Raw genomic sequence first — 15304 nt, forward strand, 5'->3', positions numbered from 1 at the left:
GTGCGCGCATCGGCCAGAAAGGCATTGGCGTCGTAGCGCTCGCCCTTGAGCGCCAGGAACAAATCGCCCGCCTGCAGCGTGCGCGTGTCGGTGTGCACGCGGGACAGCGGCAGCGCGCCCTCGCCCACCAGCCGGGCCGTGGGCACGCGCGCCTGGATGAACCCCAGCGCCTGCTGCAGCGTCATCATGCGCGGCCTCCCCGGGCGGCCAAGCCGGCCTGGGCGTGGGCCATGTCGGAGAACGGCCGGCGCTCGCCCGCCACCTCCTGGTAGTCCTCGTGGCCCTTGCCGGCGATCAGCACCACGTCGCGCGGCCCGGCCTCGGACAGCGCCAGCGCAATCGCCGCGGCGCGGTCCACCTCGGCGCGCACGGTGCGCCCGGCCACGGTGCCCTGCAGGATTTCGTGAAGGATGTCCGCCGGCACTTCGCCGCGCGGGTTGTCGCTGGTGACGATGACCGCATCGGCCCGCTGCTGCGCGACCGCGCCCATCAGGGGCCGCTTGGTGCGGTCGCGGCTGCCGCCGCAGCCGAACACGCACCACAGACGCCCGCCGCGCTCCGCCGCGATGGGGCGCAGCGCCTGCAGCGCCTGGTCGAGCGCATCGGGCGTGTGGGCGTAGTCCACGGCGACCAGGGGCTGGTGCGGCACATGGATCTGCTCCATGCGGCCCGGCACCGGCGACAGCTGCGCGCAGGCGTAGAGCGCATGCTCCAGCGGCACGCCCAGCGCCCGCAGCGTGGCCATCACGAGCAGCAGGTTGCCCACGTTGTACTGGCCGATGAGCCGCGTCTGCAGCACATGGCTTTGCGCGCCCTCGGCCACGGTGAACGACAGGCCGCCATCGCCCCAGGCGATGTCCCGGGCCTGGAGCCGTGCGGGCCCCTGCAAGGAAACGCTCCACAGGTCCAGCGGCTGCTGGGACAGCGTCTCGTGCAGTTCGGCGCCGTGCCGGTCGTCGATGTTGACCACGGCGATCTGCAGCCCGGGCCAGTCGAACAAGGTGCTCTTGGCCTGCCAGTAGGCGGCCATGCTCGGGTGGTAGTCCAGGTGGTCCTGGGTGAAATTGGTGAACAGGGCCGCCCGCACCCGCGTGCCGGTCAGGCGGTGCTCCGCCAGCCCGATGGACGACGCCTCAATCGCGCAGGCCACATGGCCTTCTTTGGCGAAATGGGCGAAGGCGCGCTGCAGGCGCACCGGGTCCGGCGTGGTGAGGCCGGTGGACTCGAGCGCGGGCGGCACGCCGGCGCCCAGCGTGCCGATCAGCGCGCAGCCGCCGGGCGCCGCCAGTTCGTTGCGCGCCAGCAGGTTGAGCGCATCGGCCAGCCACCAGCTGACGCTGGTCTTGCCGTTGGTGCCGGTCACTGCCAGCACGTCGATCGACTGCGTGGGGTGGCCGAACCACTCGGCCGCCAGCGTTCCGGTGATGGCCTTGAGCCCGCGCAGCGCGGCCACGGGCGCATCGGCGAAATCGAAGGCCTCGATGCCTTCGTGCTCGACCAGGCAGGCCATGGCGCCACGCGCCAGCGCATCGCCCACATGGGCGCGGCCATCGGTGGCGGCGCCCGGCCAGGCGATGAAGCCGTCGCCGGGCTGGATGAGCCGGCTGTCGGTCTGCAGCGTACCGGTCACCCGGGCGGCCAGCCATTGCACGGCGTCGTGCACCGAAGTGAGCAGCGGGGTCGTCGTCATAGCGATTCCTCCACGGTGTTGGCCACGATCTGGGGCTTGACGGCCATGTCGGGCTGCACGCCCATCATGCGAAGGGTCTGCTGCACCACGGCGCTGAACACCGGCGCGGCCACCGCGCCGCCGTAGAACACGCCGTTGCTGGGCTCGTCGATCATCACCGCGACGATGATGCGCGGCTTGTCGATCGGCGCCATGCCGGTGAACCACGCCCGGTACTTGCCCGAGGCATAGCTCTTGCCCACCTGCTTGCGCGCGGTGCCGGATTTTCCGCCCACCGAGTAGCCCACGGTCTGCGCCTGCTGGCCCGTGCCGCCGGGGCCCGCGGCCATCTGCAGCATCTTGCGCACCTGGTCGGCCGTGCGCTCGGAGAACACGGGCACGCCGACCGCCGGCGTGCTCGACTTGAGCATGGTGGCGGGAATGATCTGGCCGCCGTTGGCGAACACCGTGTACGAGCGCGCCATCTGCAGCAGGCTGGCCGACAGGCCGTAGCCGTAGGACATGGTGGCCTGCTCCACCGGGCGCCAGGTCTTGTAGGGCCGCAGGCGACCGCTCACCACGCCGGGGAAGTGGATCTGCGGCTTCTGCCCGAAACCGGCCGCCGAGAAGGTCTCCCACATCTCGCGCGCCGGCATCTGCATGGCGATCTTGGTGGTGCCCACGTTGCTGGATTTCTGGATCACGCCCTCGACCGTGAGCACGCCGTAGTTGTGCGTGTCGGAGATGGTCGAGCCCGTGATGGTGACGCGGCCGGGGTTGGTGTCCACGATGGTTTCCGGGCGCACGCGGCCGGTCTCCAGCGCCAGGCCGATGGTGAACGGCTTCATGGTGGAGCCGGGCTCGAACACGTCGGTGAGTGCGCGGTTGCGCAGCTGCTCGCCGGTGAGGTTCTGGCGCTTGTCGGGCACGTAGCTCGGGTAGTTGGCCAGCGCCAGCAACTCGCCCGTGTGCGCGTCGATGACCACCACGCTGCCAGCCTTGGCCTTGTGCAGCGCCACCTGGTCGCGCAGCTTCTGGTAGGCGAAGAACTGCACCTTGCTGTCGATGGACAGCTGCATGTCCTGCCCGTCCACCGGCGGCACCTCGGCGCCCACGCCCTCCACCACGCGGCCCAGGCGGTCCTTGATGACGCGTCGCGAGCCGGCCTTGCCGGCCAGCTGCTGGTCGAAGGCCAGCTCCATGCCTTCCTGGCCATGGTCTTCCACATTGGTGAAGCCCACCACGTGCGCGGCCGATTCGCCTTCGGGGTACTGGCGCTTGTATTCCTTGCGCTGGTAGATGCCCTTGATGTCGAGGGCGGCGATCTGCTGGCCGACCTCCCAGTCGAGCTGGCGCTTGATCCAGACGAAGGTCTTGTCCTCGTCCGCGAGCTTGGTCTTGAGCGCGGGCAGCGGCATCTCCAGCAGCTTGGCCAGTTGCTGGAGCTTTTCGCGCACCTCGGGCTTGTCCTGCTCCACGTCTTCCGGAATGGCCCAGATGCTGGCCGCCGGCACGCTGGAGGCCAGGATCAGCCCGTTGCGGTCCAGGATGCGACCCCGGTTGGCGGGCAGCTCCAGCGTGCGGGCGAAGCGCACCTCGCCCTGCCGCTGGAAGAACGCATTGCCGAACACCTGCACGTAGGCCGCGCGGGCGCCCAGGCCCACGAAGCCCAGCGCCACCATGGCGACGATGAACTTGCTGCGCCAGACCGGCGTCTTGCTGGCCAGCAGCGGGCTGGAGGTGTAGTTGACGCTGCGGCTCATCGGCGCACGCTCCCCGCGCCACCCGGCGTGGCCGGCACGGGCGCTGCCGTGGCGGCCGTGACCACCGGCGTGCCGTCGTCGGCGACGTACTGCGTGATGGCCGGCGTGGCCGTGCGCATCTGCAGGCGGTCGCGGGCGAGCTTTTCCACCCGCAGCGGCGTCGCCTGGGCGCGCTTTTCGACCTGCAGGCGCTGGTGTTCGGTCTCCAGCCGGCGCGACTCGGCCACCGCGCGGTCCAGCTCGGTGAACAGGCGCCGCGACTCGTACTGCATGTGCACGAGGTACAGCGCGCTCACCATCACCCCCAGCAGCAGCACCAGGCTCAGGCGCGTCATGGCTGCACCTCCGTGCGCTCGGCCACGCGCATCACCGCGCTGCGGGAGCGGGGATTGGCCTCGATCTCGGCCGCCCCGGGCTTGATACGGTCCAGCGCCTTGAGCCGCATGGGCTGCGGCTGCGCAAATGGCGCGCGGCGGTCGAAGACCTCCTTGGAATGCTGGGCGATGAACTGCTTGACGATGCGGTCTTCCAGCGAATGGAAGCTGATCACCACCAGCCGGCCACCGGGTGCGAGCACCCGCAGGCTGGCCTCTAGCGCCTGTTGCAGCTCTTCAAGCTCGGCGTTGATGAAAATCCGAAGAGCCTGAAATGTGCGCGTTGCAGGGTTCTGGCCTGCTTCGCGGGTCTTGACCGAGCCAGCCACGAGTTGGGCCAGTTCAGCGGTGGTGGCAAGAGGGCCCCGCTCCTCGCGACGAGCAACAATCGCCTTTGCAATGGGGCCAGCAAACCGTTCTTCGCCGTAGTCACGTATCACCTCCGCAATCTGCCCGACCTCGGCCGTGGCCAGCCAATCGGCCACGCTCTCGCCGCGCGTGGTGTCCATGCGCATGTCCAGCGGGCCGTCGAAACGAAAGCTGAAGCCCCGGCCGGGGCTGTCGATCTGGGGTGAACTCACGCCCAGGTCCATGAGGATGCCCGCGGCGCTGCGCTCGGGCAGTTCGGCCAGATGGCGGAATCCTTCATGCCGAATGGAAAAGCGCGCATCGGTGATGCGCGCTGCTTCTGCGATGGCCTCGGGGTCCTTGTCGAACGCCACGAGGCCCCCGCTCGGCCCCAGCCGGTCCAGTATCTTGCGGGAGTGCCCGCCACGGCCGAAGGTGGCATCGATCCACACGCCGGCGGGCGCGGGGCCGGCGGCGCCCAGCAAGGCGTCGACCGCCTCGCCCAGCAAGACCGTGGTGTGTTGCAGCGGTGCGTTCACCATGGCCTCAGAAAGAAAAGTCCTGGAAAGCGGCCGGCATCTCGGCCTGCATGGCAACAGCCTCCTGCGCCTCGTAGGTGGCCTTGTCCCACAGCTCGAAGTGGTTGCCCATGCCGAGCAGCATCGTGTCCTTGGTGATGCCGGCGGCCTGCCGCAGTTCGGGCGAGACCAGCACGCGGCCGGTGCCATCCATGTCCACGTCCATCGCGTTGCCCAGGAAGATGCGCTTCCACCACTGGGCGGACATGGGCAGCTCGGCAATGCGTTCGCGGAATTTTTCCCATTCGGGGCGGGGAAACACCATGAGGCAGCCGTGCGGATGCTTGGTGATGGTGAGCTGGCTGTTGGCGGTCGCCGCGAGGACGTCACGATGCCGGGTAGGCACGGAAAGCCTTCCCTTCGCATCCAGACTCAGCGATGACGCCCCTTGAAACACGGAATCGAACCCCAGCTCGTTGTCGCGCCTGCGCATCCGGAATGGACGCACGAGGGCACTTTTCACCACTTAATTGCACTTTTTTGCACTGTAGCAGGAAAAAAATACCGAGCCCCGCCAGGTGCAACAAAGTTTTGCAATGAAATCAACGACTTAGCACCGACAGTGCCAGTGGAGAACACCCAAAATGCTTTACTGAATAAGCACTTAGCCCAGGCTATGCAAGTGATACCTGAAGGCTATCGGGCAACCTGGAATCCGGGCAAGAATCCAGGGGCCCGCAACACGCCGGAATCTTTTACAAGATATAGCGCGACAAATCCTCGTCCTGGCTCAAGGACTCGAGCCGCGCGTTCACGTACGCGGCATCCACCACCACCGTCTGGCCGGACAAACGGGCGGCATCGAAGCTCACTTCGTCCAGCAGCCGCTCCATCACCGTGGACAGCCGGCGCGCGCCGATGTTCTCGGTGCGCTCGTTCACCTCGAAGGCGATGTGCGCCAGGCGCGTGATGCCCTCGGGCGCGAATTCGAGCGTAACGCCTTCGGTGGCCAGCAGGGCCTGGTACTGCTTGACCAGCGAGGCATGCGTCTGCGTGAGGATGGCTTCGAAATCCTGCACGGACAGCGATTCGAGTTCGACGCGGATCGGAAAGCGCCCCTGCAGCTCGGGGATCAGGTCGCTCGGCTTGCTCAGGTGGAAAGCGCCCGAGGCGATGAACAGGATGTGGTCCGTCTTGACCATGCCGTACTTGGTGGACACGGTGGTGCCCTCCACCAGCGGCAGCAGGTCGCGCTGCACGCCCTGGCGCGAGATGTCCGAGCCGCTCGATTCCTGGCGGGTGGCCACCTTGTCGATCTCGTCGATGAAGACGATGCCGTTCTGCTCGGCGTTCTGCACGGCGCGGGTCTTCACCTCGTCCTCGTTCACGAGCTTGGCGGCCTCCTCGTCGGTGAGCAGCTTGAGCGCCTCGGCGATCTTGAGCTTGCGCATGCGGCGCTTTTCCTGGCCCATCTGGCTGAACATGCCGCGCAGCTGCTCGGCCATCTCTTCCATGCCCTGCGGGCCCATGATCTCCAGCTGCGGCCGGGCGTCGGCCACGTCGATCTCGATTTCCTTGTCGTCCAGCTGGCCCTCGCGCAGCTTCTTGCGGAACACCTGCCGGGCGGTGCTGTCGGCCGGCGGCGCGGCCTCGGCCGCCGCATGGCCCCGCGCGGGCGGCACCAGCACGTCGAGGATGCGGTCCTCGGCCGCGTCTTCGGCGCGGGCGCGGCCCTTCTTCATGTCGCTCTCGCGCGCCTGCTTGACGGCCATCTCGACCAGGTCGCGGACGATGGAGTCCACGTCCTTGCCCACATAGCCCACCTCGGTGAACTTGGTGGCCTCGACCTTGATGAAGGGCGCATCGGCCAGCCGGGCCAGGCGGCGCGCGATCTCGGTCTTGCCCACGCCGGTGGGGCCGATCATGAGGATGTTCTTGGGGGTGATCTCGTGGCGCAGGGTGCCTTCCACCTGCTGGCGGCGCCAGCGGTTGCGCAGCGCGATGGCAACGGCGCGCTTGGCGCTGGCCTGGCCGACGATGTGGTGGTCGAGTTCGGAGACGATTTCCTGGGGGGTCATGGACGACATGGGGACCTGCAATCAAATCAGCCGTCAGCACATATTCTTCTAAGGCAGACAGCTATCAAAACAATAGTAACCGCCGGGGCGCTCAGAGCGTCTCGATGGTGTGGTTCATGTTGGTGTAGATGCACAATTCGCCGGCGATCTCCAGCGACTTCTTGACCACTTCCTGCGCGCTGAGCTCGGTGTGGTTCAGTAGCGCCTTGGCCGCCGAGTGCGCATAGGCGCCGCCCGATCCGATGGCCACGATGCCCTGCTCGGGCTCCAGCACGTCGCCGTTGCCAGTGATGATGAGCGAGGCGCTGGTGTCGGCCACCGCCAGCATGGCCTCCAGGCGGCGCAGGACGCGGTCGGTGCGCCAGTCCTTGGTGAGTTCGATGGCCGCGCGCGTCAGGTGGCCCTGGTGTTTTTCCAGCTTGGCCTCGAACCGTTCGAAGAGCGTGAACGCATCGGCCGTGGCCCCGGCGAAGCCCGCCAGGACCTTGCCGTGGTAGAGCTTGCGCACCTTGCGCGCGGTGCCCTTGACCACGATGTTGCCCAGGGTGACCTGGCCGTCGCCGCCAATGGCGACCTGGATGCCGTCCGCCGTCTGGCGGCGGACGCTGAGGATGGTGGTGCCGTGAAACTGTTCCATAGCGTTGGCATGTGGGGATGCCCGCACGGTTTGCAACGCCCCCCGCGCACGGCGTTGCACGGGGCATGAAGAGCGGCCAGCGCGCCCTGCTGGCGCCCTGTGCCCGAGGGTCAGTTCTTGCGCGGAACGACCCAGGCGTGTTCGTTCACGCCGATCACGTTGAAGAACACCGCCACCAGCCGCTGCAGGTTGACGAAGTGGACCGCGTGGCCCTGGGCCTGTTGCTCGGCCGCCCAGTTGAGCACAGAGCCGGCCGCCGCGAAGTCCACCCGCACCAGGCGGTCGCACGCGATGATCAGCGGCGCGCCGGGCTTCACCTGCTCCTCGAACGGCGCCAGCAGCGGCACCGCGTCGCCTTCGATGTGGCCGGACAGCGAGGCCGAAGGCTCGGCACTCTCCAGGCCCGCCGGCATGGACGAGGGTTCGCCGTAGCCCGAGGCATGCAAATCGGAGGGCGTGGCATCTGCGGGCACCGGGGCGCCGCTGTCGTCGCTGGAATAGCTGCACCGCGGCGAGATCCACGATGGCGGCGAGACCTCGTAGGTCACGCAGTAGTCGAGCGCCACGAGTTCGAACTCGTCGGGGCGGCCCATGAGGCGCAGCGCCGCCATGCGCAGGCGCCACCACTCGGGCGACGTGTCCCGGTCTCCGGACTGGGTGCGGGCTTCCAGCACCGTGTTGAGCGCCTCCACGCCGAAGAACGTCAGCTGCACCTCCTGCTCCGCCCACTGCGTGAACAGGTTGGCCAGCAGCGGCACGGCGGCCTCGTCGATGGCGGCCAGGCGCGACCAGGTCAGCGTCCAGGGTGGGGCGGCGCGGGCGAGCGACGCCTGCAGCGCCACCACCGATTGCGCGGCCAGCGTGGTCGGCGAGTTCCAGCTGAACTCGCGCTGCGGGAAGCCCGTGGCGGCCGGCGCGGGCTGCGCCTGCAGGCCCAGCAGTTCGGGCATGGAAAACCACAGCGGCGCCGAGCGGCTGAACCGGGCCGCATAGTCGATCGCCAGCGCATCGAAGCGCTCGTGCTCCCCGATGGCGCGGTACAGGTCGAACAGCGTCATCCAGATCTCCAGCTGCTGCTGGGGATCGTCCTGCTCGTGCTGCGCCAGCACTTCGAGCAGGCCGGACTCCGCGCCGGCATGGTCGCCATTGGCAAAGCGGATGGCGGCTTCCTCGAGGTCGGGTTCGTGCACGAATTCCTCCGGTTCTGCGGGGGCCACCTCGGGGGCCGGTGGCGGGGCGTATGCAGCAGCGGCTGCTGGCACCGCCTGCGAAGGCGATGGCGCCGCGCCGGCCCCCTCGGGCGCGCCGGAGGGCAGCAGGCTCTCACCCGAAAACAGCGGCTGCACGGCGGTCGGCGCCGACAGCACGCCAGGCAGGCTGGCGGGTGCCGTGGGGGCGAAGGCCCGGTCGTGGGCCGCGGCGATGGTGGAATCGGTAGCGGTGGCGGTGGAGTCACCCAGTTCGCTGGGCGTGGGGGTGTTCTTGCTCTTCCACCACTGCTGGGACATCTGCGCTTCGATCTCGTCGATCTTCTTGAGCGTGACGGCCCGGTCGTCGGGCGATGCCATGCTGCTCTGGAAGAACGAAGGCCGCGCGGTCGGGTCTTCGGTGCGCTGGCCCTGCAGGGCCTCGCGCTTGCGCAGCTTGCGCAACTGGTCGAACTCCCGGCGCCGCACGAAATCGTTGCGGCGCTTGCGCTCGATCATCTCCTTGAGCATCTGCTTGCTGTACTGGCTTTCGCGGTCGGCATCGATGGAATCGAGATCGGTCCAGTTGACCGTGGGGTTGCGGACGAACCGAACCATCTTGGACAACAGGCCGGGGGAAGACTCTTCCTTGCTCATGGATGGTGGGTCAGGTCGCTCGCCGCGCAAAAAGGGAAGACAGGATCGGCCGGTCAGTCCCCGAACATCTTTTGCTTGAGTTCGCGGCGCTGCTGCGCTTCCAGCGACAGCGTGGCCGTGGGGCGCGCCAGCAGCCGGCCGACGCCGATGGGCTCGCCCGTCTCGTCGCAGTAGCCGTAGTCGCCCGCATCGATGCGGCCGATGGATTGCTCGATCTTCTTGAGCAGCTTGCGTTCGCGGTCGCGCGTGCGCAGTTCGAGGGCGTGCTCTTCTTCGATGGTGGCGCGGTCGGCGGGATCGGGCACGACCACGGTGTCTTCGCGCAGGTGCTCGGTGGTTTCACCGGCGTTGTTGTGCATGTCCTGCTTGAGCTGCACCAGCTTGTGGCGGAAGAACGCCAGCTGCTTTTCGTTCATGTACTCGCTGTCTGGCATGGCGAGCACTTCGGCGTCGCTCAGCTCTTCGGCGGACTTGGTTTTCCAGTTGCCGGCCAGCTTGGGATCTTTCTTGGCGGCCGCGACGGAATTTTGCGGTTGCAGGGTCGTAGGCATGGTGTGTGTATAGCTGGCTTTGGCGGCGGTGGAGGCCACCGCGGGTGCCATGGATGGTACGGTCAATTGGGCCAAACGGGAAGAAGGCCGGGGACTGCGCGCGGGTTCGCTCGAAGGCCCCGCGGAGGCAGGCACCGGCACGGCGGCTTTGGACTTGGCGGGCGCCTTGGCGGCCGCGCGGACGGTGCCGCTGGAGGGTGCCTTGGCATCCGCCTCGGGTTTGCTGGGTTCGGCTTTCACTTCCTGTCTCCTCGCAGTAGGGGCGGGCCCTGAGCACGCGACGCGGCTCCAGGGGCAGTAGCAGGCCTTCCGGCGTTTTACCGGGGCGCGATTGTATCGATCCGGGCCCGGCGCGAACTGGAAAGTGGCAGATATCACACAAGCCGGTGCGGCAAGCCCCAAACGGGGTCCTGTCCTACTCGGCCAGGCACTGTCCCAGGCCTTGGAGAAAGATGTCCTTGGGCAGGTCGATGCCGATGAAGACCATCTTGCTCAGGCGCTGCTCGCCCTCAGCCCACTGCGGGCCCAGATCGCTGCCCATCAACTGGTGCACGCCCTGGAAGATCACCTTGCGCTCGGTGCCCTTCATGTTCAGCACGCCCTTGTAGCGCAGCATGCGCGGGCCGTAGATGTTGACGATGGCGCCCAGGAAGTCCTCCAGCTTGGCGGGGTCGAACGGGCGCTCGGCGCGGTAGACGAAGCTCTTGACGTCATCGTCGTGGTGATGGTGGTGGCCATGTCCCTGGCCGTGCTGATGCGAGGGGTGGTCGCAATGCTCGCCATGCGCGTGGTCGTGATCGTGGTGGTCATGCCCATGGTCGTGCCCGTGGTCGTGGTCGTCTTCCTTGAGGAAATCCGGGTCGATGTCGAGCTTGGCGTTCAGGTTGAAGCCGCGCAGGTCCAGCACCTCGGCCAGCGGCACCTCGCCGAAATGCACCGCCTTGATCGGCGCGCGCGGGTTCATGTGCTTGAGGCGGTGGATCAGGGCGTCGGCCTCTTCCTTGCCCACGAGGTCGGTCTTGGACAGGAAGATCTGGTCGGCGAAGCCCACCTGGCGGCGCGCTTCCTGGCGGTCGTTGAGCTGCTGGGGCGCGTGCTTGGCGTCCACCAGGGTGATGATGGAGTCGATGAGGTAGGTCTCGGCGATCTCCTCGTCCATGAAGAAGGTCTGCGCCACGGGGCCGGGGTCGGCCAGGCCCGTGGTCTCGATCACGATGCGGTCGAACTCGAGCAGGCCCTTGCGCTTCTTGGCGGCCAGCAGCTGCAGCGTCTCGCGCAGGTCCTCGCGGATGGTGCAGCAGATGCAGCCGTTGCTCATCTGCACGATCTGCTCCTTGGACTCGGTGACCAGGATGTCGTTGTCGATGTTCTCTTCGCCGAATTCGTTTTCGATCACGGCGATCTTCTGGCCGTGGGCCTCGGACAGCAGGCGCTTGAGCAGCGTGGTCTTGCCCGAGCCCAGGAAGCCGGTCAGGATGGTGGCGGGAATGAGGGACATGGAGAAAAGCCTTGGGTGAAACAGCGGGTGCCGCAACGCGGAAAGAAAGAAAAAGCACGGCGCGCGGCCTCTGCAGCGCGGCCGCGAAGGCGGCTGCAGGACCATCATCCAGTGTAGCGGCGCTGTCAAGCACCCCCATCGAGCGCAACACCGTCATCGGCCTGCTATACAGTGACTATAGAAGAAGCTTTTTGATACGTTTTGGCCATGGACTACCGCCTGACCGCCACGCTGCTCGATTCCCTGGGCATCGCTCTGTGCGCCTTCGACGACCAGCACCGCACCGTGCTGTGGAACCAGAGCTTCCTGCGCTTCTTTCCAGAGCACGACGGTCACGTCCACGCCGGCGAGCCGTACGCGGACAACCTGCGCCGCTTCTACCGCCAGCGCCTGGCCCCGGACGACCTGCGCTACCTGGAGCGCCATGTGGCCGACGGCATCGCGCGGCACGTGCAGCAGACGCGCCCCTACGTCTTCCAGCACCGGGGCCGCTGGCTGCGGGTGGCGGCGTCCTCCATGGGCGACGGGCACCGCGTGCGCATCTGGCTGGAACTGGCCGAGGCCAACCTTCGCATGCCCACCCAGGCGCCCGCACCGCCTCCCGCCGACCGGCCGGCCGGCGATGCGCTGCAGATGCTCGAACACGCGGGCGACGGCGCCTCGGTGCAAAGCGGCGACGGGCGCATCGTGTTTGCGAGCGACCACTTCCTTGCCATGTATGGCCTGCCCTCGAAGGTGGCGGCGCTCGGGCGCAGCTACGCCGAGGTGGTGCGCCAGCATTGGGCATCGGCCTGCGCCCCGGACGAATACGCGGCGCGCGCCGAAGACATCGTCGCCGCCCTGCACGACAGCCTGAACTTCGCCGGGGTGCCGTTCGAGGTGCCGCTGCCCGGCGGCCGCTGGGTGCGGGTGGCCATGAACCGCATGGCCGACGGGCAGACCTGCGCCTTCCACACCGACATCAGCACCGACAAGCGGCGCCAGGACGAACTGCGCGCGCTGACGGACCGGTTGCGCGAGGAAAGCCTGCACGATGCACTCACGGGCCTGCAGAACCGGCGCGGGCTGCACTCGATCGTGCAGACGCTGTCCGGCCAGCCCGGGCCGCATGCCCTGCTGTACATCGACCTGGACGGTTTCAAGGCAGTGAACGACGCGGCGGGCCACGGCGCGGGCGACCAGGTGCTGTGTCAGGTGGCGGTGCTGCTGCGCCAGTCGGTGCGCATGGCCGACACGCTGGTGCGCATCGGCGGCGACGAGTTCGTCGTGGTGCTGCAGGCCTGCGAGACGCAGCAGGCGCAGGCCGTGGGGGCGAAGATCGTCCAGGCCATCCACCAGCAGGACTTCGCTGCCGAAGGCGCCCGCTTCCGCGTGGGCGCCAGCGTGGGGGTGCGCGTCTTCTCCAGCCACAGCGACAGCCCCGACGTGGTGCTGCACGATGCCGACGTGGCCTGCTACCGGGCCAAGCACAACGGCCGCGGGCGCGTCGAGGTGTTCGGCGCGGGCGGCTGAGCGCGGCCGGCTATTTGCGCATCACCGCTAGGCCCTTGAGGTACTCACCCTCGGGAAACTCCAGCGTCATGGGGTGGTCTGGCGCGCCGCCCAGGCGCTCCAGGATGAAGCCGTCCACCCCCGCGTCGGCCCCGGCCGAGGCGACGATCTTGTGGAACAGATCGGCGCTGATGCCGCCCGAGCACGAGAAGGTGTACAGCATGCCGCCCGGCTCTAGCAGCTGCAGCGCCAGGCGGTTGATGTCTTTGTAGGCGCGCGCGGCCCGGTCGGCGTGCGCGGCGGTGGGCGCGAACTTCGGCGGGTCCAGCACGATGGCGTCGAAGGTGCGCCCTTCCTTGAGGAACTGCCGCAGCGAGGCGTTCACGTCGGCATCGAGGAAATCCGCACGCCCGGCCTCGAAGCCGTTCAGGGCCACGTGCGCCCGGGCGCGCTCCAGCGCCGGGCCGGACGAATCGATCGAGGTCACGTGCCCCGCCCCGCCCGAGAGCGCCGCGACGGTGAAACCGCCCGTGTAGCAATAGCAGTTGAGCACGCGCTGAAAGCCCAGGCGCTGCGTGGCGTCGGCGAAGCGCTTGCGGCTGTCGCGCTGGTCCAGATAGAAGCCGGTCTTGTGGCCTTCGGCGATGTCCAGCGTCAGGCGCCAGCCGTGCTCGCGGATCGACAGGCCCGTCTCGCCCTCGCCGCGCAGCCAGCCGGTGGCGGGCTCCAGCCCTTCCAGCCCGCGCACGCTGGCATCGGAGCGTTCGTAGAGACGCGCCAGCCCGGTTTCCTGCAGCAGCGCGTCGGCGATCACGGCCTTCCAGCGCTCGGTGCCGGCGCTGGTGAACTGCGCCACCAGGGTGTCGCCATAGCGGTCCACGATCAGGCCGGGCAGCCCGTCGGACTCGCCATGCACCAGGCGCACCCCATCGCTTTCAATGCCGAATCGGCCTCTGGCGCATATGGAACGCCGGCATGCTGCTATGAAAAAAGAAGCGTCGATGCGCTGAGCTTCGTCGAAGCTCCACACGCGTGCGCGGATGCGCGAGGTCGGGCTGAACGCGGCCCAGGCGAGGAACTGGCCCTCGTGCGACTCCACGCGCACGGTCTCGCCGCTGTCGCCGCCGCCCTTGGCGATGGCCGATTCGAAGATCCAGGGGTGGCGGCGCAGCAGGGAGCGCTCTTTGCCGGGTCGAAGGCGTAGGGTTTTCATGCCCGCGATTGTGCGATGCCCGTGCGCCGCCCCGGCGAAAGCCATGGCGCTGGCCCGGTGGCGCGAGGCCAGGCCGGGAGGACGCAAAGCAACATTTGAGCATTGTTGAGAAACATCCGCTCACAGATTCCTACCATCCACCCCATCTCCAGCCCCCTGGCAGGAGACGCACATCCAAACACCAAGCATTCCAACAATTTCAGGGAGAAAACACCACATGCTGCACTTCGGTCCTTTGAAAGTCGCCACCCGCCTGGCCCTGCTCCTGGCCCTCCTGTGCCTGCTCGCCGCCGGCGTCGGCGCCGCCGGCCTGCTGGGCATGGCGGGCTCCAATGCCGCACTCGTGTCGGTCTATCACGACCGTGTCGTGCCGCTCAAGCAGATCAAGATCGTGGCGGACGCCTATGCCGTGAACGTCGTGGACACGGCGCACAAGGTGCGCGACGGCGCCATGACGCCCCGCCAGGGCCTCGACTCGATCGCCAGCGCACGCAAGGACATCGACGCCCAGTGGTCGGCCTACCTGTCCGCCCCGCTGATCGGCGAGGAGCGCCGGCTGGTCGCGCAATTTCGCCCGCTGCAACTGGCCGCCGATGCGGCGGTGGCGCGGCTCGAAGGCCTGCTGCACACCGGCGACATCCCGGGGCTGACCGCCTTCGCCGCCCGCGAGATGTACCCGGCGCTCGACCCGCTGCAGACGGTGCTGTCGTCCCTCACGCAGGTGCAGCTGGACACGGCGCAGGCCGACTACGAAGCCGCCGAGGTGGCCTTCGCCGACACCCGCCTGGGGATCGTGGTGGCCGTGGCGGCGGGCGTGCTGGCCGCGCTCGGCTTCGGCTACCTCGTGGCGCGCAGCATCCTGCGCGAACTGGGCGCCGAGCCCGCCACCGCCGCCGCCCTGGCGCGCAGCGTGGCCCAGGGCGACCTCACCGTGGCCATCGCCCTCGCCCCCGGCGACAACACCAGCCTGATGGCGCAGCTGCGCCACATGCGCGACCACCTCGCCACCGTGGTGACCGCCATCCACGAGGGCGCCGAGAGCGTCTCGGCCGCTGCCGCGCAGATCGCCCAGGGCAACGGCGACCTGTCGGCGCGCACCGAGGGCCAGGCCGGCGCGCTGCAGCAGACGGCGGCGTCCATGGAGCAGCTGAGCGCCACGGTGCGCCACAACGCCGACAGCGCGCGGCAGGCCGACCAGCTGGCGCAGACCGCGTCCGCCGTGGCCCGCGAGGGCGGCGCGGTGGTGTCGGACGTGATCCAGACCATGCGCGGCATCAACGACAGCAGCCGCCAGATCGCGGACATCATCGGTGTGATCGA

Annotated in this window: 13 protein-coding genes and 1 pseudogene; 2 read left to right on the forward strand and 12 right to left on the reverse strand. The window is 68.3% G+C overall.

Annotated features, from left to right (window positions below; genetic code table 11):
- The 11 genes and pseudogenes from AC27IO_RS12885 to AC27IO_RS12935 all read right to left on the reverse strand — a co-directional run.
- Positions 1-188, reverse strand: a pseudogene (locus AC27IO_RS12885) (UDP-N-acetylmuramoyl-tripeptide--D-alanyl-D-alanine ligase); the annotation flags it as partial.
- A complete protein-coding gene (locus AC27IO_RS12890; protein WP_498739147.1) occupies positions 185-1690 on the reverse strand; it encodes a UDP-N-acetylmuramoyl-L-alanyl-D-glutamate--2,6-diaminopimelate ligase in 1506 nt (501 codons plus the stop codon). The gene AC27IO_RS12890 and the pseudogene AC27IO_RS12885, both read right to left, overlap by 4 nt.
- The gene (locus AC27IO_RS12895) at positions 1687-3432 is read right to left on the reverse strand and encodes a peptidoglycan D,D-transpeptidase FtsI family protein (protein WP_272567204.1); all 1746 of its coding nucleotides are present in this window, start codon (positions 3430-3432) and stop codon (positions 1687-1689) included. The genes AC27IO_RS12890 and AC27IO_RS12895 overlap by 4 nt, the downstream gene beginning before the upstream one ends.
- Positions 3429-3767 (reverse strand): cell division protein FtsL, encoded by a 339-nt coding sequence (ftsL, locus tag AC27IO_RS12900; protein ID WP_284405268.1) that lies wholly within the window; start codon positions 3765-3767, stop codon positions 3429-3431. The genes AC27IO_RS12895 and ftsL overlap by 4 nt, the downstream gene beginning before the upstream one ends.
- Positions 3764-4693: a 16S rRNA (cytosine(1402)-N(4))-methyltransferase RsmH gene (gene rsmH, locus AC27IO_RS12905; protein WP_498739153.1), complete on the reverse strand. Its 930-nt coding sequence runs from the start codon at positions 4691-4693 to the stop codon at positions 3764-3766. The genes ftsL and rsmH overlap by 4 nt, the downstream gene beginning before the upstream one ends.
- 7 nt (positions 4694-4700) lie before the next feature.
- Positions 4701-5129 carry a division/cell wall cluster transcriptional repressor MraZ gene (gene mraZ, locus AC27IO_RS12910; RefSeq protein ID WP_272569587.1) on the reverse strand — a complete coding sequence of 143 codons (429 nt, stop codon included), beginning with the start codon at positions 5127-5129 and terminating at the stop codon, positions 4701-4703.
- A gap of 298 nt (positions 5130-5427) precedes the next feature.
- Positions 5428-6759, reverse strand: a complete 1332-nt coding sequence (gene hslU, locus AC27IO_RS12915) for an ATP-dependent protease ATPase subunit HslU (RefSeq protein WP_498739148.1) — start codon at positions 6757-6759, stop codon at positions 5428-5430.
- An 82-nt stretch (positions 6760-6841) separates the two neighbouring features.
- A complete protein-coding gene (gene hslV / locus AC27IO_RS12920; protein ID WP_272567200.1) occupies positions 6842-7387 on the reverse strand; it encodes an ATP-dependent protease subunit HslV in 546 nt (181 codons plus the stop codon).
- A 110-nt stretch (positions 7388-7497) separates the two neighbouring features.
- Entirely contained in the window at positions 7498-9231 is a 1734-nt protein-coding gene (locus AC27IO_RS12925; RefSeq protein WP_498739149.1) for an STAS domain-containing protein, read from the reverse strand.
- A 53-nt stretch (positions 9232-9284) separates the two neighbouring features.
- Entirely contained in the window at positions 9285-10022 is a 738-nt protein-coding gene (gene dksA, locus AC27IO_RS12930) for an RNA polymerase-binding protein DksA (protein WP_272567197.1), read from the reverse strand.
- Between the two features lie 175 nt (positions 10023-10197).
- Positions 10198-11280 carry a CobW family GTP-binding protein gene (locus AC27IO_RS12935; protein ID WP_498739150.1) on the reverse strand — a complete coding sequence of 361 codons (1083 nt, stop codon included), beginning with the start codon at positions 11278-11280 and terminating at the stop codon, positions 10198-10200.
- Positions 11281-11487: 207 nt separating this feature from the next.
- On the opposite strand from AC27IO_RS12935, the gene AC27IO_RS12940 reads away from it, so the two are divergent.
- Positions 11488-12792, forward strand: coding sequence for a sensor domain-containing diguanylate cyclase (locus AC27IO_RS12940; RefSeq protein ID WP_498739151.1), 1305 nt, complete (start codon positions 11488-11490; stop codon positions 12790-12792).
- 10 nt (positions 12793-12802) lie between these two features.
- Here AC27IO_RS12940 and AC27IO_RS12945 read toward each other — a convergent pair whose 3' ends face one another.
- Positions 12803-13984 carry a class I SAM-dependent rRNA methyltransferase gene (locus tag AC27IO_RS12945; RefSeq protein WP_284429480.1) on the reverse strand — a complete coding sequence of 394 codons (1182 nt, stop codon included), beginning with the start codon at positions 13982-13984 and terminating at the stop codon, positions 12803-12805.
- A 217-nt stretch (positions 13985-14201) separates the two neighbouring features.
- Between AC27IO_RS12945 and AC27IO_RS12950 the strand changes: the two genes are divergently transcribed.
- A partial coding sequence (locus tag AC27IO_RS12950) for a Tar ligand binding domain-containing protein (protein ID WP_498739152.1) occupies positions 14202-15304 on the forward strand: 1103 nt, incomplete at its 3' end.

Source organism: Acidovorax sp. KNOB132 (assembly GCF_057541515.1).

Bases quoted from the DNA above. Each gene is read 5' to 3' on its own strand.
- hslU (WP_498739148.1), bottom strand. From the start codon at position 6,759: ATGTCGTCCATGACCCCCCAGGAAATCGTCTCCGAACTCGACCACCAC.
- AC27IO_RS12890 (WP_498739147.1), bottom strand. From the start codon at position 1,690: ATGACGACGACCCCGCTGCTCACTTCGGTGCACGACGCCGTGCAATGG.
- AC27IO_RS12925 (WP_498739149.1), bottom strand. From the start codon at position 9,231: ATGAGCAAGGAAGAGTCTTCCCCCGGCCTGTTGTCCAAGATGGTTCGG.
- AC27IO_RS12945 (WP_284429480.1), bottom strand. From the start codon at position 13,984: ATGAAAACCCTACGCCTTCGACCCGGCAAAGAGCGCTCCCTGCTGCGC.
- hslV (WP_272567200.1), bottom strand. From the start codon at position 7,387: ATGGAACAGTTTCACGGCACCACCATCCTCAGCGTCCGCCGCCAGACG.
- AC27IO_RS12895 (WP_272567204.1), bottom strand. From the start codon at position 3,432: ATGAGCCGCAGCGTCAACTACACCTCCAGCCCGCTGCTGGCCAGCAAG.
- ftsL (WP_284405268.1), bottom strand. From the start codon at position 3,767: ATGACGCGCCTGAGCCTGGTGCTGCTGCTGGGGGTGATGGTGAGCGCG.
- AC27IO_RS12935 (WP_498739150.1), bottom strand. From the start codon at position 11,280: ATGTCCCTCATTCCCGCCACCATCCTGACCGGCTTCCTGGGCTCGGGC.
- AC27IO_RS12940 (WP_498739151.1), top strand. From the start codon at position 11,488: ATGGACTACCGCCTGACCGCCACGCTGCTCGATTCCCTGGGCATCGCT.